The sequence below is a fragment of the Pseudoalteromonas sp. SG43-7 genome (assembly GCF_014164295.1).
Classification (GTDB): Bacteria; Pseudomonadota; Gammaproteobacteria; order Enterobacterales; family Alteromonadaceae; genus Pseudoalteromonas; species Pseudoalteromonas rhizosphaerae.
The window spans coordinates 36,969-60,546 of record NZ_JACJEY010000004.1 but is presented as its reverse complement, the minus strand read 5'-3'; the positions used below and the strand labels follow the sequence as shown (position 1 = coordinate 60,546).

At 41.0% G+C, this 23,578-nt stretch carries 14 protein-coding genes and 2 pseudogenes; 4 read left to right on the top strand and 12 right to left on the bottom strand.

The annotated features are described in order from the left end of the window. Positions 1–4: 4 nt before the first annotated feature. Positions 5–222 (bottom strand): annotated as a pseudogene (locus H5200_RS24320) (ClbS/DfsB family four-helix bundle protein); the annotation flags it as partial. On the opposite strand from H5200_RS24320, the pseudogene H5200_RS02640 reads away from it, so the two are divergent. Further along, positions 219–449 (top strand): annotated as a pseudogene (locus tag H5200_RS02640) (EamA family transporter); the annotation flags it as partial. The pseudogenes H5200_RS24320 and H5200_RS02640 sit on opposite strands and share 4 nt — an antisense overlap. Before the next feature lie 47 nt (positions 450–496). On the opposite strand, the gene H5200_RS02635 reads toward H5200_RS02640, so the two are convergent. Further along, positions 497–916, bottom strand: coding sequence for an MAPEG family protein (locus tag H5200_RS02635; protein WP_145233119.1), 420 nt, complete (start codon positions 914–916; stop codon positions 497–499). 279 nt (positions 917–1,195) lie between these two features. Between H5200_RS02635 and H5200_RS02630 the strand changes: the two genes are divergently transcribed. Then, complete coding sequence (locus H5200_RS02630) at positions 1,196–2,362, top strand: DUF3103 family protein (RefSeq protein ID WP_182760893.1); 1,167 nt, start codon at positions 1,196–1,198, stop codon at positions 2,360–2,362. Positions 2,363–2,654: 292 nt separating this feature from the next. On the opposite strand, the gene H5200_RS02625 is transcribed toward H5200_RS02630, so the two are convergent. The 4 genes from H5200_RS02625 to H5200_RS02610 form a co-directional block, all read right to left on the bottom strand. Continuing rightward, positions 2,655–3,776, bottom strand: coding sequence for an ABC transporter permease (locus H5200_RS02625; RefSeq protein WP_182760892.1), 1,122 nt, complete (start codon positions 3,774–3,776; stop codon positions 2,655–2,657). 2 nt (positions 3,777–3,778) lie between these two features. Next, positions 3,779–6,568, bottom strand: coding sequence for a ribosome-associated ATPase/putative transporter RbbA (rbbA, locus tag H5200_RS02620; RefSeq protein ID WP_182760891.1), 2,790 nt, complete (start codon positions 6,566–6,568; stop codon positions 3,779–3,781). Beyond that, positions 6,568–7,572, bottom strand: coding sequence for an HlyD family secretion protein (locus tag H5200_RS02615; RefSeq protein ID WP_182760890.1), 1,005 nt, complete (start codon positions 7,570–7,572; stop codon positions 6,568–6,570). Before H5200_RS02615 ends, rbbA begins: the two co-directional genes overlap by 1 nt. 354 nt (positions 7,573–7,926) lie before the next feature. Next, positions 7,927–8,940, bottom strand: coding sequence for an endonuclease/exonuclease/phosphatase family protein (locus tag H5200_RS02610; protein WP_182760889.1), 1,014 nt, complete (start codon positions 8,938–8,940; stop codon positions 7,927–7,929). A gap of 234 nt (positions 8,941–9,174) precedes the next feature. Between H5200_RS02610 and H5200_RS02605 the strand changes: the two genes are divergently transcribed. Beyond that, a complete protein-coding gene (locus H5200_RS02605; RefSeq protein ID WP_182760888.1) occupies positions 9,175–10,437 on the top strand; it encodes a valine--pyruvate transaminase in 1,263 nt (420 codons plus the stop codon). A gap of 399 nt (positions 10,438–10,836) precedes the next feature. Next, positions 10,837–12,036, top strand: a complete 1,200-nt coding sequence (locus tag H5200_RS02600; RefSeq protein WP_013464769.1) for an Nramp family divalent metal transporter — start codon at positions 10,837–10,839, stop codon at positions 12,034–12,036. A gap of 25 nt (positions 12,037–12,061) precedes the next feature. On the opposite strand, the gene H5200_RS02595 is transcribed toward H5200_RS02600, so the two are convergent. From H5200_RS02595 to recC, 6 genes are all read right to left on the bottom strand, one after another. After that, positions 12,062–12,466 carry an MAPEG family protein gene (locus H5200_RS02595; RefSeq protein ID WP_145233112.1) on the bottom strand — a complete coding sequence of 135 codons (405 nt, stop codon included), beginning with the start codon at positions 12,464–12,466 and terminating at the stop codon, positions 12,062–12,064. Between the two features lie 115 nt (positions 12,467–12,581). After that, positions 12,582–13,445, bottom strand: coding sequence for a PhzF family phenazine biosynthesis protein (locus H5200_RS02590; RefSeq protein ID WP_182760887.1), 864 nt, complete (start codon positions 13,443–13,445; stop codon positions 12,582–12,584). A gap of 164 nt (positions 13,446–13,609) precedes the next feature. Next, entirely contained in the window at positions 13,610–14,476 is an 867-nt protein-coding gene (gene blaCARB, locus H5200_RS02585) for a CARB/PSE/RTG family carbenicillin-hydrolyzing class A beta-lactamase (protein WP_182760886.1), read from the bottom strand. A gap of 135 nt (positions 14,477–14,611) precedes the next feature. After that, positions 14,612–16,585: an exodeoxyribonuclease V subunit alpha gene (gene recD / locus H5200_RS02580; RefSeq protein ID WP_182717394.1), complete on the bottom strand. Its 1,974-nt coding sequence runs from the start codon at positions 16,583–16,585 to the stop codon at positions 14,612–14,614. Further along, positions 16,582–20,202 (bottom strand): exodeoxyribonuclease V subunit beta, encoded by a 3,621-nt coding sequence (gene recB / locus H5200_RS02575; protein ID WP_182760885.1) that lies wholly within the window; start codon positions 20,200–20,202, stop codon positions 16,582–16,584. Before recB ends, recD begins: the two co-directional genes overlap by 4 nt. Beyond that, complete coding sequence (gene recC, locus H5200_RS02570; RefSeq protein WP_182760884.1) at positions 20,189–23,497, bottom strand: exodeoxyribonuclease V subunit gamma; 3,309 nt, start codon at positions 23,495–23,497, stop codon at positions 20,189–20,191. The genes recB and recC overlap by 14 nt, the downstream gene beginning before the upstream one ends. Positions 23,498–23,578 lie beyond the last annotated feature (81 nt).

Here is a 23,578-nt window from a genome sequence, read left to right as displayed (position 1 = left end):
TTTGCTATGTGAAGTTCCGATTAAAACGCCGAACTTTTGTACGTACCTTTTTCATCGATGATGACGTATTAAACTGAATCTTACATCCCAATGTCCATTTTTCGTACCAGGTTACAGCATAAAATTCATAGTTATTTAAGCTGAAATAAGCAAGAATATATCGTTTGCCTTAAATTCAAGCTCCATAAGTAGATCATCGTATTTCCAGTCTCGATACTCTTGTTATTGGGTCAGGATTTGCTTTGTGAAGTCAGCCATTTATAGGTGGAAATATGATACTTTTAGGCACCTTGTCTTATTTTACCCCTATTTTCTCCACTGTGTTTGCCTCTATTAACTTATCCGTTGCTTTAGCTGACTATTTTTTACAAGGTGTTGTACTCGTGACTATTGGGTCGTTAATTTGCTTTTGGGTTACCCGCACAAAAAAACCTGTAGTAGATAACTAAATGTAAAAGCGAAAAGCAAATAACGCTTTTCGCTTTATCAGGTTTTATTAGTTGGCTAATCTTAGCCCTAGCATCACCAGCATAACTAGATTCGCAATTACGCCAATCAAAAAGAAGTAGCTACGCGGGCTGGGGTTTTTCTCTGTGGCAATTGCGTAATACAGTACCATATGAATTAAACGTGCAATGACGTAAACCCAAATACAGATTGCAAAAACCGAACTGTGGTAATTAATCACAAAGGCAAATAAAACCGTTCCTATAAATAACGCGCTGTTTTCTAATGTGTTATGAAAGGTGCGATGCGCTCTAAATATAAAACTCTCATGAGATAGGTCTTTATCAATTTTTCCTGGCACAGCGCCAGGCTGTTTGGCTTTACTAAACGTCGCCACTGCCCACTGTACTAACACCATAATTAAATATAAATAAAATGCTATAAACGCTGAATGTGCTATATCGGTCATTGCTTAATCCTTTGTGTTGGTATTAGAGTAGTAGTTATAGCAACTATCAAGCCACATATAAGCCACTGATATATATAGAAATTACTTTTTAGTAAAATGATTTTTTGTAATAGATTCATTCTTTATATAAAACTTACTCTATAACAGCGGCTTGGTATTTTTTGCAGCCTAAGCGCAACCACAAAAACAATACTAATTACTTACTTTATAAATTTTGTTTGATTATTTATTCTAAGTATTGTTTTATAGCGTTACTGATAACGGAACGGTAAAATAAATATGATGAATAAAATAACCAAATGCTTGGCAACCTTAGCTCTGTTGAACTGTGTATCAGCGCCCGCTTTTTCAGCTCAATATGAAATCGAAAAAGGTGAAAACTTGTCTAAGTTGGCGCAATACAAAGACGTAACCACCATTAAACGCAATTTCGCAAAACAAATAGCGCTTAATTACAGTGTATTAAACGCTGATCTTAAACAAACGCTAAGCCAATATAAACTGATTTTGAATGCGGATCAGCTACCGTCTTTAGGCATGCACACACAACAAAATACTCGTTTAGCAAACAGCGCATTACAACAGCTTAAAGGTTTACCACAAAACACCGGTAGTTTGTTACAAGTGCGTTTGGCTAGCGATGAAATGCTTAGCGCTTGGCAGCAAGGCGAACGCCCTTTATTTGCATTTGCACCTGCTGGTGACGATTCGCAATGGAGCGAGATTGAAGCGTTCGATCAGTTTGGTGACATTCACTATCTTAGTGTTGATCAAATGCCGACCCAACCTGTATTTATTGTCGAATTAGATCAACAAAAAGTACAAGATGCGGGTATTGCAGTAATGAGAGGAATTTTATCTGCTAACAAATTCAGTAAAACCACGGTTAGTCCACAAAACCAGTTAAGCAATGAACAACCCCTGCAAACCAGTGTATTGAAAAAAATACGCTTAGAAGATGACAAAGAACCTTGGATCTCAGGTGGTGCTGAAATTTATGCCATTGTAACGGGTATCGACCCCACCCGAGATGAACCAATATTAGATATCGTTGATTTACCTTATTTAGATCATGACAAAACCGATTACAGCCCTAATCAGGTTTTAATTCATTGGCAGCGTTATCGTTGGCAAGCGGTCGATTTACTCTTAATGGAACAAGATGACAACACCAACTATAAAACTCTAGCAATAAAATTATTAGAAATATCAGAGCAAGTAATGGCGAGCATTCCTGATTTACAAGCGCAAGGTTATGCCATTATCCCTAAGCTGACCAATGAACTACTAAAAGCAATGCCGGATGAATGGTTTACTAATAATGACGATTATGTTGATGTTTTTTACACGCTGTTTGAAAACAAAGACTATCAAGAATATAAAGGAGCAAGCAGTAATGCGACCATTACGCTGTCTCCTTTAGAAATTAACCCAAGACTAAACTAAGTCATCCCCATTCGCTTAATTATTATTGCGGATGGTATCTTCAGTAGCCACCCATTAGCGCTTTAACGTTAACGGGTGGCTTTATCTTAAACAGCCACTTTTTTGAAAACACGCGTTATATTTAATACCAATCTGCTTGGATATGGGATCTATTTTAACGATAAGAAAATTGCTCTATAACTAGGCAAAATTTTTGATATCTAGTTGTTCTAAATGAAAAATTTTTAACAACGTTATAGGGTGATTTAATTCGTTAAATTGTTCAAATATTTATGCAGGTTGGTATATTACCCTAACCTTGCGCCACTGATTTACGAAAGCGCATTAATGCAACAGTAAAAAACACACTGCCAATAACAACTAACGCTAAAAAGTAAGGCCAAACTACATCCCACCCTGCCCCTCGGTATAAAATAGCTTGAGCAAATTTTACAAAATGCGTTGTTGGCGCCAATAACATAATATTTTGCACCACCTCAGGCATACTTTCTCGCGGCGTAACACCGCCAGACAGCATTTGTAATGGTAATAAAATTAAGATCATCAGTAACCCGAGTTGCGGCATAGTGCGCGCCTGCGTTCCTAACAATATACCCAGCGATGTGGTCGCAAATAAATGAATAGCAACGCCAAATAAAAATAAGCCCGGCGAGCCATGAATAGGCACTTGTAACAAACCTTCGATCACAATAAATAATGAAAACGTAGTCAGTAATAAAATCACTAACCCATTGGCCCAAATTTTCGCCATCACTATTTCAAAGGGGCTTAATGGCATCACTAATAAATGCTCTAATGTGCCGTGTTCGCGTTCACGGATCACCGCGGCGCCAGTTAAAATAATCGAAATCATTGTGATCACGTTCATCAATTCCATCACGCTACCAAACCATACACTTGTCATGTTTGGATTAAACATAATGTGTGCCGATTGCTTTATTGGCAGTGAATAAACGGTTCGATAACCTTGCACAAACTCATTTACTTCGCCGTTAATAATAGTTTGAATATAGTTATCACCAATAAATGCTTGCGACATACGCGTAGCATCTATATTTACTTGAATCGTAGGTTGCTTAGCTGCAAGTACATCACGCTCAAAATAAGGCGGGATATTAAGCACAAAAGTATAACGGCCATTATCCATAGCTGAGTCAATATCGCTTAATGAAAGACTGTCTGGCGTTTTAAAGTAAGGCTCATAAAAGGCATTAATAATACGCTTGGATAATTGCGATTGGTCGTGATCAACAACTGCAATTGGTGCATTATTTAACTCTATCGACGTGGCTGAAGCCACTACATAAATCAGCCCAGTAAAAGCAAAAAAAACGAATAGCAGCAAAACCTTATCACGCCATAAACTACGCAACTCTTTAATACCTAAATTAATAATGTTTCCGCGACGTTGCATGGCTATTTGTCCTGCTTTGGAAGTAAAAATACACTGGCCAGAGTCAGCACGGGTATAAAAGCGAATAAAGGCAGTAGCTGGGCTGATAAATCAGAAAAATTAAGCGCTTTATTAAAGACCCCCCGACACGCCTCTAAAAAGTAGGTGGTCGGAAACAGTTTGCCAATAATCGCCCCAACCCCTTCCAAGGAAGAAACAGGGTCAATTAGCCCACAAAAGTTAACGGCAATCATTAACACCACCACCGTAGTGGCTGCCAGTGCTGAAATTTGTGTTTTTGTAAAAGCCGAAATTAACAGCCCCACTCCGGTAGTCGCTGTAACGTATAATAATGCAGCCAAACTAAGCGCCCAAAAGCTGCCTTTTAGCGTCACACCAAACACAGTAATAGCAAGTGCAACTAAGCCAAAAAAGCTAATCATACTCACTAAAATGTAAGGCAGCTGTTTGCCAATAATAAATTCCAGCCGGTTAACCGGTGTTACATATAAGTTTATGATTGAACCCAACTCTTTTTCGCGCACTACGCCAAGCGCCATCAATATCGCAGGTATAAATACCAATAGTAGTGGAATAACCGCCGGCACCATGGCCTCAATGCTTTTAAAATCTTGGTTATAACGATATCGAGATTCAATATTAGCTGGCACTAAGTTTGGTACTTGTGCATAAGTGCGTAAAGATAAGTTGGTTAAATAGCTGTAATACACGCCGCTCATATAACCATTAATCGTTTCTGCCCTAAACGGCATAGAACCATCAACCCACACTACAATTTCAGGTTTACGGCCGCGTTTAAATTGCTGAGCAAAGTTAGGTGGAATTTCAACGGCCACGCTTAACTCACCACTGCGCATTCGTTTATCAAGTTCTTGCGGGCTTTTAATATCTGCTCTTTGAATAAAGTAACGTGAACCTGCCATATTTTGAATGTAGTTGCGGCTCTCGGGTGATTGGTCTTGATCTAGTACCGCAAAGCTTAAATCTTCAACATCAAATGTAATGCCGTAACCTAAAATAAACAGCAAAATTATCGAGCCCATTAAAGCAAACGTTAGGCGAATAGGATCGCGCCATAACTCTAGCGTTTCGCGATGCGCATAACCAAATAACCGCAACAAACTAAATGCGGGGTTAATGTTATTTTTACGAGTAGCCGGCGCTGTAGCCAATGCTTTGGGTTTATCCGTTATCGATGCTTGTATCGCCGAGCTTGCTCCGGCTGCATTTACCGCCTCTTCTAAATATTCAATAAAGGCAGCTTCTAGTGTGTCGGTATTACGCGCTTGGCACAGTGCAGCTGGCGTATCGCTGGCAAGTATTTTACCTGCATGCATTAACGAAATTCTATCGCAACGTGCCGCTTCATCCATAAAGTGAGTCGAAATAAAAATAGTCACGCCTTGTTCGCGCGAAAGCTCAATGAGTAGCTGCCAAAAGTCATCCCTTGCAACGGGGTCTACCCCCGATGTGGGCTCATCAAGTATGAGCATTTCAGGGCTATGTACTACCGCAACAGCAAGCGATAAACGCTGGCGAATACCTAGGGGCAAATCGGTAGGAAAATCGTCACTGTATTTTTTAAGGTTAAACCGAGTAATTAAATCTTTAACGCGCGGCTCTATTTTCTCTGCGGGTAAGTGAAATAAACGCGCATGCAATACCAAGTTTTGCTTCACTGTAAGCTCGTTATAAAGCGAAAACGCTTGTGACATAAAACCAACGCGCTTGCGGCTTTCGATGTTATTGGCATCGACCTTTTCACCAAACAATTTTGCTTCGCCACTGGTTGTGGGTTGTAACCCCGTAAGCATTTTCATTGTGGTAGTTTTTCCACAGCCATTTGAGCCTAAAAAGCCAAAAATTTCACCTTGTTCAATACTCAAGCTCACCTTGTTAACGGCGGTAAAATCGCCAAATGTTTTACATAATCCATTTGCTTCTATAGCGAACTGAGTTGTTTTTATGTCTTGTTTACGAGGTGGCACAACTAACCGCTGATGATCATGGCGCTTTTCTTCAGGAAGTAATGCTATAAAGGCTTCATCAAGCGATTCTTTATTAGTTTGCGCTTTCAGGTTTTGTGGGCTGCCCGTACCGATTACTTTTCCATCGTCCATAGCAACTAGCCAATCAAAATCATCGGCTTCTTCCATGTAGGCGGTCGCAACCAGTACGCTCATTTGTGTATTTTCAGCGCGAATACTGTTTATTAATTGCCAAAATTGACGACGCGATAGCGGATCAACTCCGGTAGTTGGCTCATCTAAAATTAATAATTGAGGGTCATGGATCAGTGCGCAGCACAAACCGAGTTTTTGTTTCATCCCGCCAGAGAGCTTTTCTGCGGGGCGATCGGCAAATGCCTCTAAGCCTGTACTTTTTAAAAGGTTATTAATTCGTTGTTTTCGCTCGGCTTTATTTTGAGAAAATAGACGACCAAAAAAATCTATATTTTCAAACACAGAAAGTGTTGGATACACATTTTTGCCAAGCCCTTGAGGCATGTAAGCAATGCGTGGCGACACCGTATTACGAAAACCACTGCTGCGCATATTGCCGTTTAATACCTCAACCTCTCCCACTTGAATCGCCCTTGCCCCCGCTATAAGTGCCAGCAAGCTTGATTTTCCTACGCCATCAGGGCCTATAAACCCGACCATTTTCCCGCCAGGTAATGAAATACTAATGTTGTCCAGCACGCGATTATTAGCATAGCGATGGCTCACCTTAGTAAGCGTAACCACACTTTCACTTGGTGGCTCTTGAATGTTTTTATCGTCGTTATCCATTATTCAGGCACTCGTACCTGTAATGACGTAGGCCAATTTTTTTCAGGCGCTAACAACACATAAGCAAGCCCTGGCACCCCTGTTTTTACTTGTTTGATATGATCTTTTAATAACTGCGAGTCGAGCTTTACCTTAACTCTAAACATCAGTTTATCGCGCTCGTTTCGGGTTTCTACCGATTTAGGGGTAAATTGCGCCTGTGCAGATACAAACGTCACTTTAGCCGGTAATGTATACTCGGCAACAGCATCAATAACAATGCGCGCTTGTGAGCCTATTGTTACCTTGCCCGCTTGCGCTGTTGGTAAATATATACTCATATAAACATCGGTTAAATCCAATAACGATAAAACCTTACCACCACTGCCAAGCACTTCGCCAGGTTCAGCTAATCGATACAATATACGTCCATTGATTGGTGCTGTGAGCGTGCTGTCGGCTATGTTGCTTTGTAATCGCTCAATACGTGCCTGCGCTGCTTCTATTTCAGCATCCGACTGCACAACTTTTACGTTTGCCGCGGTTAAAGCAGCTTGCGCAATAGCAGAGGTGGTTCGTTGTTGATCTACCACTTCTTTTGAAATATGGCCTTTTTCCAATAATTTTGCAGAGCGGCGCAATTCAGTTTGTGCAAAATTAAGCTCACTTTTATGCTGCTCTACAATCGCTAATGCGTATTTACGAGACTCATTAGCAACACGAAGCCCCGCCTGAGCTTCACGTAACTGTGCATTTAAATCATCAGTATCAATAACCGCTAACGTTTGACCGGCTTTGACCATATCGCCTTCTTGTACCATAACGTCAACTAAGCGGCCCGGTAATTTTGTAGCAATATCGTACTCGGTCGCTTCAATTCGCCCATTTCCATAGGCAACACTGTCAGGGAGTTGTTCAGAAAATGATGTAGGTTGCAAGGTTTGCCAAGCATACCAGCCAGCCCCGCCCACAATGACCAAAACAGCGAGTTTACTCAAAGATTTGAACGTTGATTTAATTGTCATGTGCTAAAACTCCATGTATGTAAAAGTAATGTAAGTGAGGGTAGTCAAGGTAAATAATTTTTAGGATACAGCACGCTAATTGTTATATGAAAGCAACCCTGCTTTGTAAGTGCAACAAGGGTAGTTGTAATAAGCGATTTAAACGAACTTAAAAATCCATCGTCACTAATCTACCACTCTCACCGTTAATAAAGATGATGTGGATCAATATAAATTAGAGTTAATGCACTAATTATTAGTGATTTTTTAAAACAACAGGATAAAAGAAAGAGAGAACATCAAGGCACCTACTGAGCGCCTTGATATTAATTATGCCAGCGGCAGATTAGCTTATAATTTTTAGTAAAAAACGCGTTACGACCTTAATGCTAAGGTAACCAATACCACGCCATGATCGGTGCTTAAATCATCACGCTCAAATTCAGGGTTAATTAAATGACGATCGTAAGTATGGTACTGGCTCACCTCAAAAAAGCTGTCGTCGTAACTTGAGTCAAACTCGCAAGATAACAAAATGTAGTCAAGCACTGAGCTGCTCGCGCCAAAATAATGGGTAGGCTTTCGCTTTAAATCCACTGTATTTTCATTATTTTGATTAGCCGAATTTAATTGCGACTTTGCAAATAACTGCCATGCATCGTTAAGGCAATATTTTGCAAGGTACGTGTTACTGTCAAACGTGGGGGCAAAGCGCAGTGTATTTGTTAGTAAATGGCTTAAAACGCCATCAGCTAAGTCGTTGTTAAAATCGCCCATTAAAACCATTGGGTTTTGTGTAGATTCGCGGCGTGCAATGATGTCCATCATCAGCAATGTAGTCTCACTGCCGCGCTGAATAGTTGAGCCCCAACTCCCTGCTATATCGGCTTTTAATAGCTCGATAATATTTTTTTCGGGTGTGAGGTCTTTGTTTTGCTCATCAAGCTCTATCATTGAGCGCTTAGACTTAAAATGCACCACATAACAATCCGTGTTGCCGATATGCGGTAAGGTTATTGTAGCTCTAAGCACCTTTCGGCTAAATGTAAAATCCTCAGTTAAACCAAGGGTTTCAGCAAGCTCATGGTCATGCTCAACAGTTGCCACTTCAGCAATTGGGTATTTTGCGGCTATTGCCACAACAGGGCGTTTGTAAATAAAGTCGTCGATTACCTGGGGCTCATCTACCACGCCAAAGTACGTATAACCTTGCTCTTTAACTAATTCTTTAAGCGACTCAATACTAAATACTTCCTGAAAGCCAATCACATCAGGCTGATGCTCGGTTAAGTAATTAATAAGCCAACGCTGCTTTTTAGCCCACTGCTCTGCGGTGTATATGCGTTCAAATTCATAATAGGCATTAGGCGGCTCAAGGTAATTAAACAAGTTAAAAGTGGCAATTTTAAGAATCGTATTAGTAATAACCGAATCGTCTGCAGTGGTGTTTAAATGTGTTTTAGTGTGTGATTCAAGGTTGCTGATAAGGCTGCCCTACTTAAAATATGAAAAACGATTATAGCGGGTTATGGCTATATTAATCTAAGCGGTGAAAATTTTTCAATATCAAATTCTTAGTGTTAATTTACACTAACTTATCATTTTTTAAGGCACACGGTCATTATGGATTACTCAAACTTCGGCACTAAATTTACTCAACCTAATGGTATTACTCAGTTAATGGAAGATTTAGGTGATGCTAAAAACAGTAACAATCCAAATATTGTTATGCTCGGTGGTGGTAATCCGGCCTTAGTGCCTGAGGTTAATGATATTTTTATCAATGAGTTACAAAAGCTTGTTGCTAATAATACACTTTCCAACGTATTTGGACTTTACGATGGCCCAACGGGTAATGATGCATTTCGTGCAGCTCTGGCTAAGCAACTAAAAAGTGAATACTCATGGGATTTAACCGCAAATAATATAGCGCTTGGTAATGGCAGCCAAGCCAATTTTTTTGTGTTATTTAATCTGTTAGCTGGAAGTATGCCTGATGGAAGCCATAAAAAGGTTTTATTTCCGCTGGCACCTGAATATGTAGGCTATGCAGATCAAGGCTTAACTGACGATATGTTTGTAGCAATAAAGCCCGATATCGAAATTTTAAATACTGAAAGTGGCTCAAACCAATTTAAATATATCATTAATTTTAAAGCTGTTGAGCAAGTATTAGCAAGCGACAGCAGCATTAGCGCACTGTGTGTATCGCGCCCGACTAACCCAACAGGCAATGTCATTACTGATGAAGAAGTACATCATCTCGATTTATTAGCTAAGCAATATAATATCCCACTGATCATTGATAACGCCTACGGCGACCCATTCCCTGGGTGTATTTATACCGACGCAAACTTAACCTGGAACTCAAACATTATTTTATGCATGTCACTTTCAAAGCTTGGCCTACCGGGTTTGCGAACCGGTATTGTAGTGGCTAACAATGACATAATTAAAGCCATTGGCCGTGTGAATGGCAGTATGGTTTTGTCGCCGAACAGTTTTGGCCCAAGTTTAGTAACGCGCCTTATTAATGAAGATGAACTCCTTCCGCTGTGTAAAAATTCAGTGCTGCCTTTTTATCGAGAAAAAGCACAAACAGCAATGAACTTGTTTGATGAAATATTTGCCCACCTCCCCGTTTACTTACACAAAGTAGAAGGCGCATTTTTTATGTGGCTGTGGTTTAAAGAGGCAAAAATAACCAGCGAACAACTTTACCAAAAGCTCAAAGAGCAGGATGTTTATATTATTCCCGGGCATAATTTTTTTATTGGTATTGATGATGCTTGGGCACACAAACACCAGTGTATTCGCATTAATTATGCAACCGATGCCAGCACTTTGCGAAAAGGCTTAGAGGCTATTAAAGCCGTGATGGCATGAATTGATATTTAGGGCATTCAAACCCTTTGCGTGAATACAGTGCGTGCAAAGCGTTTATAGTGCCTATAGTTATTGGCATAAACCTGTGAACAATTTAAGGTTATTCAGTCATCCTCTAAGCCGTTAAATAAGCCCTAAACTGAGGTAAGCGGTTATTACTGTTATTTATTGATTGTATTAATTTTGTGCAAACGCGCCACACACCCTTTAAATTTATATAAGTTGGTATGCTACGCGACCTTTTTTAACATATGATTATCATCAAAAAAGGGTTTGCCAAGGGGCGGCTATCGCTGCAAGGCACTTAATATAAGTGGCAGCAATAATACAGGCATCGCGTTATAAAACGTTAGATGTAACTTTAAATAGCAATATACAAAAGTACTATTAAGGTCAATTATGCGATTAGGACCAGGACTACTCGTCACCGCTGCCTTCATTGGACCAGGGACTATTACGACTGCCAGCGTGGCAGGTGCAAACTTTGGTTTTGCACTAATATGGACATTACTGTTTTCAGTTATTGCCACCATATTATTACAATCTATGGCGGCGCGCCTTGGCGTAGCCACCGGGCAAGATTTAGCGCAAGCGCTAAGAGCTCACATTGAAACGCCCCTATTTAAATCTCTCGCTATATTTTTAGTGATCAGCGCCATTGGAGTAGGCAGTGCCGCCTATGAAGCTGGCAACCTTAGCGGTGCCAGCATGGGATTAATTGAAATATTCCCTCATGTTAATGCCCAGCTTTGGACGCCACTCATTGCATTTTTAAGTGCGGTGTTACTTTACAGCGGTAAACACAAAGTCGTTGAAAACGCGCTTATTTTATTAGTGATTTTAATGAGCCTAGTGTTTATCTCTACACTTGTTATGGCTGCTCCCTCGCTCAGTGATGTGTTAGCAGGGTTTATTCCTAGTATGCCTGAGGGTTCAATTACCACCGTATTGGCATTAGTGGGCACCACCATAGTGCCGTATAACTTATTTTTACACTCAGGTGTTTTAGCTGCAAGACACGACAGCAAAAGTGATAAGCAAAAAGTCATTAAGCAAACTAATGTAGACACTGGCGTATCTATCACCTTAGGTGGCGTGATCACCCTGGCTATTTTATCAACCGCGTCAGTGGCATTTTATGGCACAGATGCAGGGCAAATTAGCGCTGCCAACATGGCGGTACAACTTGAGCCATTACTTGGCGATGCCGCCCATTACTTTTTTGCTATTGGCTTATTTGCAGCTGGTTTAACCAGTGCAATTACAGCCCCTCTTGCCGGTGCGTATGCAGTATGTGGCATGTTAGGTTGGTCAAATAAAATGGATAACACCCGCTTTAAAAGTGTCGCCATTGTTATTTTATTATTTGGTGCAGCCGTGGCGTCTCTGGGTTTAGACCCTGTTGCCGTGATAATTTTTGCCCAAGCAGCTAATGGACTATTACTGCCTATTGTAACCACCTACCTAGTGTGGCTGGTTAACCAAAAAACAGTAATGGGCAAATACACCAACTCAATGTTGGTAAACTTACTTACTTTACCGGTGTTAGTGCTTATTTTTGGCTTAAGTGGTTACAAGCTGTTTAGTTTGATTTTTTGATACGTTTGCGAGTCTTTCCACCTTGTTAACTGCTCATTTTTTCAATGCTATACATCACCCACATTGCGAGTACTGCGATGAAGTTAATTGTAAAAACACTTCCTCGCAGCCTGATGTTTGAAGTGAATATTTGAACACCACTGTGCAACACTCGCCCAGCGATAAAGACCCAAGCTAGCAAATAATAAGCTGAACTAATTGTTGAATCAGTAGAAATTAAAAGCACACAAACCAGATGAAAAAATACCGGCCACTCGAATTGGTTGCTCAAATTAGCGCTGAGTTTTGGCTGTATAGATTGAAATGGATTAGAGCCATCCGCTCTTTTACCAAGCCCCCATACACTTGGGGCTCTGGCAATAGTGAGCAAACCATATAGCACAACACACAAAATCACGTGCGCGAACATGGGCAAAAATATAGTATTCATTTCACACTGAGTCCTTTAAAGTAATCTAACCTTCGCTAAAACAAGCTTCTTCAACATAGAATAAAAACAGTCAATTGTACGCTATTGTCAATTACTAGGCTTAAGAGAGTAGCTGTTATACGGCGACTATTACTGAGCCTATACTATTGGCAAAACCACCCACCTTTACGCTGTTTATTATTGAATTGTTAGACTCAACAGATGCTGTAATTATTGAATGGCAATTCATAGCCCTACCTTGTTCAAAAACATATTCACTCCCTAACTCAGCAAGATGCTCGGTAAGGTAACATGCTAAAGCCCCACAAGAGCTTCCTGTTGCTGACTCTTCAGAAATACCAAACAAAGGAGCAAAATTACGGCAGCTGGCTGTATGTTTACTTTGCACTTCACAAAGCTCAAAAACATGAAAGCCAACAAGGTTATGCTGTTTGCAAAAATCAGCGATACGTTCATCGTTTGGCTCTATTGCATCTAAATAGCCATGAGGAACAGCAATAATGACATCGGCTAGTCCTGTTGAGATAGCTTCAATAGGTAAGTTTGTGCTTTCAAGTATATTACTTTCAATACCTATCACATGGGCAATTTCTTGATATGAAAAACCAGCTATTTTTTCAGGTAATTGCTGCTCCATGACAACCTTACCATTTGGTTCAATACTCACAGATAACATGCCAGCCTTGGTGCGCTGAACATAAGTGCCCGCAGTAAGCATACCTTCTTGGAACATAGTAGAAAAAGTAGCTAGCGTAGCATGACCACAAAAATCAACTTCTGCTGTTGTAGTAAAAAAAGACACCTCAAAATCAGCTTCATTATCACTAGCAACAAAAGCCGTTTCTGAATACCCGACAACTTGAGCAATTTTTAATTTTTCAGCATCTGTGAGCCTGTCAGCATTAAAAACAACGCCTGCAGGGTTGCCACCTTTGCCATTTACTGTAAACGCGTTTACCAAAGCAACTTCAATATCCACCTGTACCAACTCCCTCTATAACGAGCCTTAAGAGTGACTCGTTTTATTTATCTTTTAATCCATCAACCATAGCCGAGTTGCTATTTTGATTCAATGGTTTAGCTGTTCTGGCAGGATCATCAGACTTAACTCTTTATCCATGAAAGACCTCAACGTTAGCTTTATCAACGAGACTGCGATGTATAAACTTTAAAAATAGAGTTCCCTAGTTTAGCGATCACCTCATTGCGTTCTTTCATTGAGACCTCAGTTTGCGCTATGTAGATGCTAATTATGATCGGTGATTGATGTTCACTCCATACTACAGCTGTAATGCTTCGAGCACCAAAGCCACCAGCCCCGGAACGATCGGCTATGTTCCAACCTTCAGGCAACACTGAGCGCAACAAGTTACCAGTTACTTGGTTATTGACCATCCATGTTTTTAACTTTTCTTGGCTCATTGGAGAAAGTGTTGAGCCGAATAATAGCTCATTTAAAGTGTTTGCTATTGATTTAGGAGTCGTTGTATCCCTTAAGTCTCCTGGTATTCCTTCATTTAAATCGGGCTCAAAACGGTCTAAGCGAGTTTTTTCATCCCCTGTGTGCCTTACAAAATCAGTTATGCTTTCTGTGCCCCCTACTGCATTTATGATGATGTTTGCCGCGGTATTATCACTTGTTTTCATGGTTGCAGAGCACACATCATCAAGGGTTATTGCTTGTCCTACATACTTTTCTATAACCGGAGAATACGTCACAAGATCTGTCTTTTTAATTTTGACTGTACTATTAAGATTAATATACCCTTGCTCAGAGTCATACAATAACTTTGCACAAGCAATTGTTTTAAAAGTACTTGTCAAAGGGAAGCGTTCATCACCTTTGTAATCCCAGTATTCTCCATTTTTAGTATCAAGAACCGTTACCCCTATCCGGCCCGAAAGCGTCACTTCGATTAACCTAGCTTCTTGCTCCACTTGTTGAAATTTTGGGCTATGTGAAAATGCCACAAATGGTATTAAAAGCAAAATAACCAATAAAGAATTCATCTATTTAATCCCATGATTCTGATTAACCAGCATTTTATATCAAAGCATCTGTGACAACAAAAAAGCTAAAGCTTGACCTACATGATAAATTTAACGGGGTCAGAGCAAGCAGCTTAAAACTTAAAGCTTTCCCTTTCAAAACTCCACCAACCTCTCATACAATCCTGATGCCCTGCTGACTGATTTATTCATTGCCATTAACAACACTTTTTTATCAGCCACCAGCTCGAAAGTGTTTTTAGCACGGGTAATGCCGGTGTAGACTAACTGGCGGTTGATGCCGGCAGTTGCTTGGTTTTGTGGTGGCAGTACCATAGCCGTATAGGCAAACTCGGAGCCTTGTGATTTATGAATAGTCATTACATAAACTGTGTCATGGGCTGGTAGTCTGGCTGGTGAAAATGCCCGTTGATTGCCCTGCTCGTCAATAAATATGGCTTTGAGCTGGGCACTGTCGTCGTGCATTAAAATCCCAATATCTCCATTAAATAGTTTTAGCTGATAATCGTTTTGCGCAATCATAATCGGCATGCCCAAATAATGCCGCTGATTTGAGTTTACATTAATCAATCCTTGCTGGCTTAATTGCGTTTCAATGCGTTTATTTAAACTATGAACGCCATAATCGCCTTCGCGTACTGCGGCTAACAACTGGTAACTGGCAAAAGCTTTATGTATGTCTTGTACGCTCGCGTGTTGTTTAATTAAATTAAGATACTGAGCGTATTTACTGGCGGCGCTTTGTACTAGTTTATCAATCGGTTTACTTACAATGTCATAGTCTAAAATAACGTCTTTAAATTGGCCGCTGCTCAGCTCTTGCTCTACATAATTGAGCTTGCCGCTGTTATTGGTATTAACCGCTAATGCTAATTGACCTATGCCGCTGTCGGCTGTGAAACGGTAACTGTGCTGTAAAAACGCGATACAGTCGGCCAGTTTGAATTGACTATTACCTGCGACTAATTTGCGCTGGTTATTAAAGCATAAGCTGTTTAGTTCAGCGCAACGCGCCTCTGAATAACTTGGTGTTTGGCCAAGCACTAAACCTTGGCATAAATCGCTCATTACACTGCCGGTATCAACCGAGGCAAGCTGGTCTTTGTCACCGAGTAATATAAGTCGCGCATGCTCTGGTAAGGCCTCAATTAGTTTAGCCATCAGCGATAAATCAACCATCGACGCTTCATCAATGATCAATACATCTAAATGCAATGGATTACTGCGGTTATGCCTAAACTTATTAGTAAACGGTTTTACCCCCAGTAACCGGTGAATCGTTTGCGCGCTTTCTGGGATCAGCGGCGTAATAGCAGCGCTTATTTTATCTTTTAACTGTTGTTTTGCCCCAAGGATTGATTCACTTAATCGCGCAGCGGCTTTGCCTGTCGGTGCCACCAACTTAATACTCAGTGGGGCATTTTGATAAAGCGATTGTAAAATTGCTAGTAGCTTAGTCACGGTCGTGGTTTTACCTGTTCCTGGGCCACCGGTAATAACGCTAAAGCCTTTGGTTGCTGCCATCGCACAGGCAACCTTTTGCCAATCGAGCCCTTGCTCTGGTGCATCTTGTTCGGGGAAATAGTCACAAAGTAACTGAGTTAACTTATCGCTATCAATATCGAGCTTACGCTCACTCATTAACAACAATCTTGATGCCAGTGTTTGCTCATAACCGCTTAGACGTGCAAAATAAAGTCGTTGTTCAAGTAACTGTAACGGTTTAGTCTCCCCGACACTAGGATGGTTTTGCAAGCAATTAATTGCCTCTGCGGTGGTAAATGTGTCGTTAAACGGGCTGAGTGTGTCAGGAATTATGCCCGCTAGTTTGGTAAAATCACTTTGGCGTAAATTAAACGGATTACGCCAATCTACCTGCGCTAAATCTAAACAGCTGTGCTGACTTTGCTGCGATAAACAGAGTAATAAAAGCAGTGAATAAACGTCGTTTGGTTGTTGAGTTTGCTCACTGCTACACAGTAATTCTGCCAGTTTTATATCAACCATTCGTAGCCGGTTTTCGCTAAGTAGGTAATCAAATAATGGCACTATTTGTACGTCGTTCGTCGCTGCTGTTGCAATGGCTGTATTGGTATCTAACACGCTCATAGCATTGCTCCTTGGCTATTTTCGGTTGCCTCATCTATGCTTTGGGCAACCCTGCCTTGACTAAAAAGCCCATCTAAAATAATAACTTGCTCGGCGGTCAACTTTTTAAAGTACACACCTTTTCCATCTGCCATACCACGTAAAAAGGTGTAATATACGCCACCTAAATGCTGCTCAATGCTGTAATTGTTGATCCGTTGTTTTAATAACCGATGCAATGCCACGGTGTAAATTAGATACTGTAAATGGTACTGGTGGCTACTCATAGCTTGCTCTAAATGCTCTTGCTCATAATCAGTTGGCTGGTTGCCTAAAAAGTTAGACTTATAATCCAAAATAAAATACTGCTCGTTATGACAAAATATTAAATCGACAAACCCTTTTAATAAGCCTTTTACATCATAAAAATCGAGCCTACTTTGATTAAAACCAAAGTGCTTAATCAATGTTTCATTCAAGCCTTTTGCCGTTAAACTGGTAATTGGCAGATTAAACTCCATTTCAACCAAACAATCCCGTGGCGTTAATTTACTTAAGCTTAAACCGTTTTCATTCAATGGGCAGTTTAACGCGGCAAGCACCCATTGCTCAGTTGTCTCTTGCCATTGCTCACTAATATGGTATTTGTTTAAGCTGCGCTCAACTACCACGCTTAGGTTTTGCTCATGGTTTGTGGGGTGCTGCTCTGGGCTGGTGAAATCCAATTGCTCAAAAATCTCGTGTAAACAACTACCCGGTTTTGCCCCCTTGGGAAAGCTATAAGGTGAGCGAATATCGTCTTGTTGCGTGGCAAACTCATCTTTTTGATGATCTTCGTCGCTGCGCCCAGGTTCTAAATGCTCGCTATGACTTTTAAAACTCAGCGCACTAAAACTGGTGGTGCGCCAATCACGTTCAATTTTAACTTTAACCTTATTAACACTCACACTGTGACTTTGTGTTTGGCTTGATTGCAGTGATAATGCACCCTGCTGAGATAACTCTTCGCTAGTAAACTGTTGATAGCTCATGGCTGGTTTGTCAGCACAAAACTCTTGTAAATGCGTGCGCCACACTAAACTACTGGTGATATCAAGTCCTGCAAATAATACATGCCCTAAGGAGCTACTTTGAATTGCCAACCGACTACTTTGTCCTTGGCCTAGGTTATACATACCAATTGCGCAGTAATGAACGGCGCGAGTGAGTGCAACATACAATAACCGTAGATCTTCAGCTAGGCGTTCTTGCTCCGCTTTTTGTAACGCATCATCGTTTTTACTGAGATCGTAAATCAGCTGGCCATCCTGATGATACAACGCATCTTTCGTTTCACGATAACCGCTGGCAAATGGCATAAATACCAGCGGGTATTCAAGCCCTTTTGAAGCATGCATAGTGACTATTTTTACCAAATTGGCATCACTCTCAAGGCGTACTTGCACGGTTTCACCATCTTGTTGACTTACTTGCTGCGCAAACCAACGTAATAACCGTAAAGTACCCTCTAGCTCGATTTGTTTTTGCTGTAGGATCTCGCCTAAATGACGAAAATCGGTCAGCCAACGTTCAACGTTGTAACCCAACCCTTGCCATTTCGCGCTTAATTGATTGTGACTGAGTAAGTGCTCAAGCATTGCCATTGCACCTTGTTTGTACCAAATAGAGCTCAGGTAAGCAAAAAAGTTAAGATGCTCTTGCCACTGTGCTTCATCATCAGCCAAGGCATAAATGTCATTATAACTTAAGCAAAATAGTGGCCCAGCTAACACGCCTCGCAACAATGATTCGTTGTATTGGCCATGTAAAGCCGATAAAAAATTAAGTAAATGATGGCTCAGCTCTTGGCTAAATACACTCTCACGGGATAAGTACACGCTCGCAATTTTGGCATCACTGAGGGCTTTTTTCATAATTTGCGCTTCAACCCGATCACGCACCAAAATACAAATATCTGCCGCCGTGACTGGCTTATTCGCAATACACGCACGCCCTTGCTGTGCTTGCTCAAGTAAGATCACTATTTTATTGGCAAAATAGCTAGCTAAATGTTGCTGGCCAATGCCTTTATTAGTTGGTTTATTTTTTTCATCTGCGGCGCTATCTGCAAACACACAAAACTCAAAGGCGGTGGCAGGTTGGCCATCTATTAAAAACGATTTATCGGCTTTTTTACCTTGTGCCGCCACGCGATTAAACGGGATCGCATCGTTATAAATAAAGCTGTTATCGTGTTTACTAAACAGTGCATTGACGCTTGCAACCACATCGCTACTGGAACGAAAGTTAGTACCAAGGGTAAATTGCTGCTCCTTTGCCACTTCGTGTTTAGCACCAATGTACGTAAAAATATCCGCGCCCCTAAAACCGTAAATAGCTTGTTTAGGGTCGCCTATCATGGCAAGCGTGGTGTTTTCTTGGCTATAAATTTTACTAAAAATACCGTACTGAATGGGATCAGTATCTTGAAACTCATCAATCATCGCTACCGGGAACAACTGCGCTATTTTTTCTGCCAGTGCTGCGCCTTGCTCTGTATTGAGTGCACTGTGCAAATTAGTTAATAAATCATCAGGAGTTATAACGCTTTGCTCTTGCTTGCGTTTTACAATGGCTTGTTTAACCCAACTTGCCGCATGTTGCACAATAGCGATTGCCAAGCCTTGATTAACAGTGTTAACAAGCTTAGCCATTTCATCAAACTGGCTAAGCATTACATGACTAAACAAAGGCTGATTTTTTTTATAATTAGCTTCGTCACTGAGGTTTTCAGTACTCCATATTTCATAAGAGTACTTGTTTGTACCAAACTCAAAAAATAGCTCATCACCTTTACAAAATGCCTCAAGCGCTGCAAGGCTACCTTTACGTGCAGGTGTTTTGGCACCACTTAAGCCAGAGCTTTTTACAGCTGCAATAAATTCGCTATCAAGGCAGGCTTTTTTAAAGCTCGCGACTTTACCAAGATATAGCTCGCGTGCTTGCCACACATCATCTAGTTTTATTTGCGGAGTAACCAGCGCATTGCCTTTATTAAGTATGTTGGCCACTTTACTAAATAACGCTTCAGGGGCAGCAAATACCTCTAAAATTGCATCGGTTTTTTCTTTATTGAGTGGATATACAAACACTCGCCAAAAATCTTTAATGGTTTCAAGCAAGATCTCCCGTTGATCTAAAATAAACTCCAAATTAAACGCCACACCAGACTCAAACGCATGCTGTTTTAACATTCGTTGGCAAAAACCATGAATGGTGAATATTGCTGCTTCATCCATCGATTTAGCGGCGGCATCGAGCAAATCAAATGCACGGTGTTTATCATCGATTGTGGCGATCACAGCATTGATCAGCTCATCCTCTGTTGCTTGGCCAAGCAGTGCATCACGTGCTGCTATAATACGAGTGCGCACACGGTCTTTAATTTCTTGGGTGGCGGCATCGGTAAACGTAACGACCAATATTTGTTCAACACTCAACGGAGTATTTACGGGCGATGAGTGTTGTTGCGCGATTTGCATGCCGAGTAAATAACGTAAATATAAACCTGTAATAGTATAAGTTTTACCGGTGCCTGCACTGGCTTCAATGAGACTTTGCCCAATAAGCGGCATCGTAAGTGGATTAAGCGCTTGCATGGTCACTCTCCTTTGCATGTGCAAATAACGGCGCAAGTAGCATATCGCTCCAGCGTATAAATTCCTCTTGGCACTCATTCAACGATTGCGTTGTTAAGCGAATATAGGGGTTCTCGCCCTCGCCTCGGCCAATATATTGTGGGCTAAATTTGCTCATTGCTTTGCCGATATCGCCACCACTTTTTACGTACTCATAGCCACTCACAGGAAAAAACGCTACGGGTTCTTTAAGTAGCGCGTTATATAAAGTAAACCAATCTTGCAACAGTGCTTGGGCATCTGCTTTATCCAAAGCTGCAAAAGTGATTTGTTTATCAAGCCCAAGTAATACAGTTTCTACATGTTGATCCACGCACTGCGCAACAAGGTGATATATAAAGCCCTTGATGAGATCTTTTGCCTTGATACTGGCACTTCGATAAAACACTTGTTTGTGCTGATAAAGATGATTTAACCAGCCTTCAAGCTCAGTACTGTTGTTATCACTGTGAAGTGTTAGCGCAACTTCAATCGGTTCATTTTTGCCGCCCTTGATGTGCTCTTTAACTTGCCCTGCCAGTGCATCAACCCGGTGCTGCATTTTATCAAAAATCAAATCTCCAACATGCGCCTGCGGTAACTCGCCTCGTTGCAGTATTTGCTCACGACTAAGGGGCTGCTCAAAAATAGCCGCTTCGAGTATTTCGTCGAGATAAAAATAACGCTGCAGTGCGTCTAAACTAAATGGCTCTTCATCTTTAGCTACTTCGTTAAATTGTGCTAAACGCAACCCTAAACTTTGCTGATAAAAACTCTCTTGTGCATTGCATACGCTGCGGATAAACATATCCAGCTCAAGATGTTCAGGTGCGCTGACCTCAAGCGCCGTCAGTGGCTCTGGGATTATCGCCTGAGCGGGTAACCAAATTGGATTATAACTGTGATTGGATTGCAGCGTATTAGTGGTATCTGCCTGATAATTTAGGCTATTAAAAGGCTGTAAATGCTGTTTATTGATCAAACACTCAGGCAAGGTTTGCTCACTTGGCTCAGCAAATTTGAAACTGCGGCCAATGTATTCTAGTAATTCACTCACTAAGGTTGATGGCATACGCGGTTGATTATCAAAACATGAACGGCCAATATAACTCATGTATAAGTTATCACGGGCACTGAGCAGCGCTTCTAAAAATAAGTAACGGTCATCTAATTTGCGCGATCGGTCACCTTTTTGCTTTTTCGAATAAGGCACTAAATCAAAACCAATCGGCTGCACCGTTCGTGGGTAATCGGCATCGTTAAGCCCTAACATACACACCACTTTAAATGGCACAGCACGCATTGGCATTAGCGTACAAAAATTCACTTGGCCGACTAAAAAGCGTTGCCCTACACCTTTTTCTTGAATGCCTTGTTTAATTAAATAACTCACAATACGCTGTGACACTACTTGCGTGTAATCGCCATTATCATGGTGCTTTTGCAGCTCTTCGAGCACCTTTTGCAGTACCAGTAAATCCCAGCTATCGTCGCTTTCGCTCTCGTAAATAGCCGTTAATAGTTCACTCAGGATAAGGGTTTTATTAGTTAGCGTGTCGTCTGGGGTGAGCCTGTGTTTAAAGTGTTGCAATACATCAATAAAATGCACTAATTTATTGAGTGTATCAAGTGCCATCCCTTCCACTTCATCAGCGCTATATATGCCATTAAACGGGCATTGTTCATCACGTTGGGCAATACCTAACAATAAGCGGTTTAAGCCATGTTGCCAGGTATTTAATTCTATCGCGGGTAAATCAAAGCTATGCTTATGCTCGGCGTTTATTCCCCACTTGACGCCAACACGCTCAAGCCAATATTGAATTTGCTCATATTCGTGCGCTTCAACACTAAACTTTTCAGCTATTTGCGTCACTTGCAGTAAATCAAGGATATCTGACACACCAAAGCGCGAAAACGGCAGATCAGCTAAGCTTGCAAACGAACTCAGTACCGGTTTTTCTTGCTCAATGGCTAGATCAGCTAACGCATAGGGAATAAAACGGTTACCCTGCGCACCGCCAAATACCGCTTCGATGTAAGGGCTATAAGTGCCAACATCCGGCATCATTACTATAATATCTTTTGGGGTGAGTGCGGGGTTTTGATTAAATAAATTAAGTAAGTAATCGTGCAAACGCTCAACTTCTCTAAGTGGAGTATGGCAATCACTTAGAGCAATGCTGGTATCGGTAGTGCTTATTGCAAGCTTACCTTCATCGTTTATAAACCATTCTTTATTGTCAGTAAGGGATTCACCTTTAAACGCTAACTGGTAAATTTCGCTTTGAATTTGACCAAGTAAACTGTCGTCAAACACATCAATAAAGCCATCAATCCAGCTTGCGTCACGCTGTACCAGTTGTTCAAAGTAATCACGGCCTAATTTACCCCACGATGATAACAACGGATTACCAATAAAATAGTAGTCTTGCTCTGGCTCACTTTGCTTTTTTTGCTGCGCTTCCAACAATGGCATTTTGGCGTATTTAGCCGTTATTTTAGCCGCCGTTTTTTCATCAATTAAATCCCCCCAATAATGTTCGCTGGGATTAAAAAAGAATAAAAACACCTCGGTTTTTTTACTCAATGCATCAAACACATCAAGTTGCGAACTGGCAATGGCTGAAATACCAAATAAACTGATCCGCTTTGGTAATAAGCTACTGTCCATTTTATCAAGCGCGGCTAATAACTGCCCTTGCATATTGGCGCGATGAAACTGACTTTGCCCAAGCACTTGACTATGCGCTACTATTTTTCGCCACAGATCAGGCTGCCACGGCGCGATACTAATATCTACATCATCTAATTTATCAGTGCCGCTGTCCCATGTGGCTATCCAGTGCGGACGGTACATTAAATATTGGTCATATACATCGGCTATTTTTTCACATAAAGCAAAGGTTTTTTGACCGTCTGTGTCACCTGCTAAGTAGGTTTTAAGGGGTAAATATAACGGTTCATCAATGCAGTTTGGTAAAATAGCAAATAATTTCCAAGCAAGATTAGGTTTATTAAACGCCGACTCTTTGGGTACATTCGGTAATAGCTGCTGGTATAACTGCCAAATGAAACTCGATGGCAATGGAAAATCTACCTGTGCTGCCACCCCCAAACTTTCACTTAAACCAATTTTCAGCCACTGCGACATACCCGGAGATTGCACCAACACCACTTCTTTATCAAACGGGCTGCTTAATGGGTTTACTTTTAAAAGCTGATGAAACTGCGCTTGCAGGGCTTCCATACGGTTAGATTGAATAATATTGAGCATAGCGACACTGTTCTTGCTTGAGATAAAAACAGTGTAAGATATTTTCAATTATAGGGGTAGCCATTGTCGCTAATTGGCATT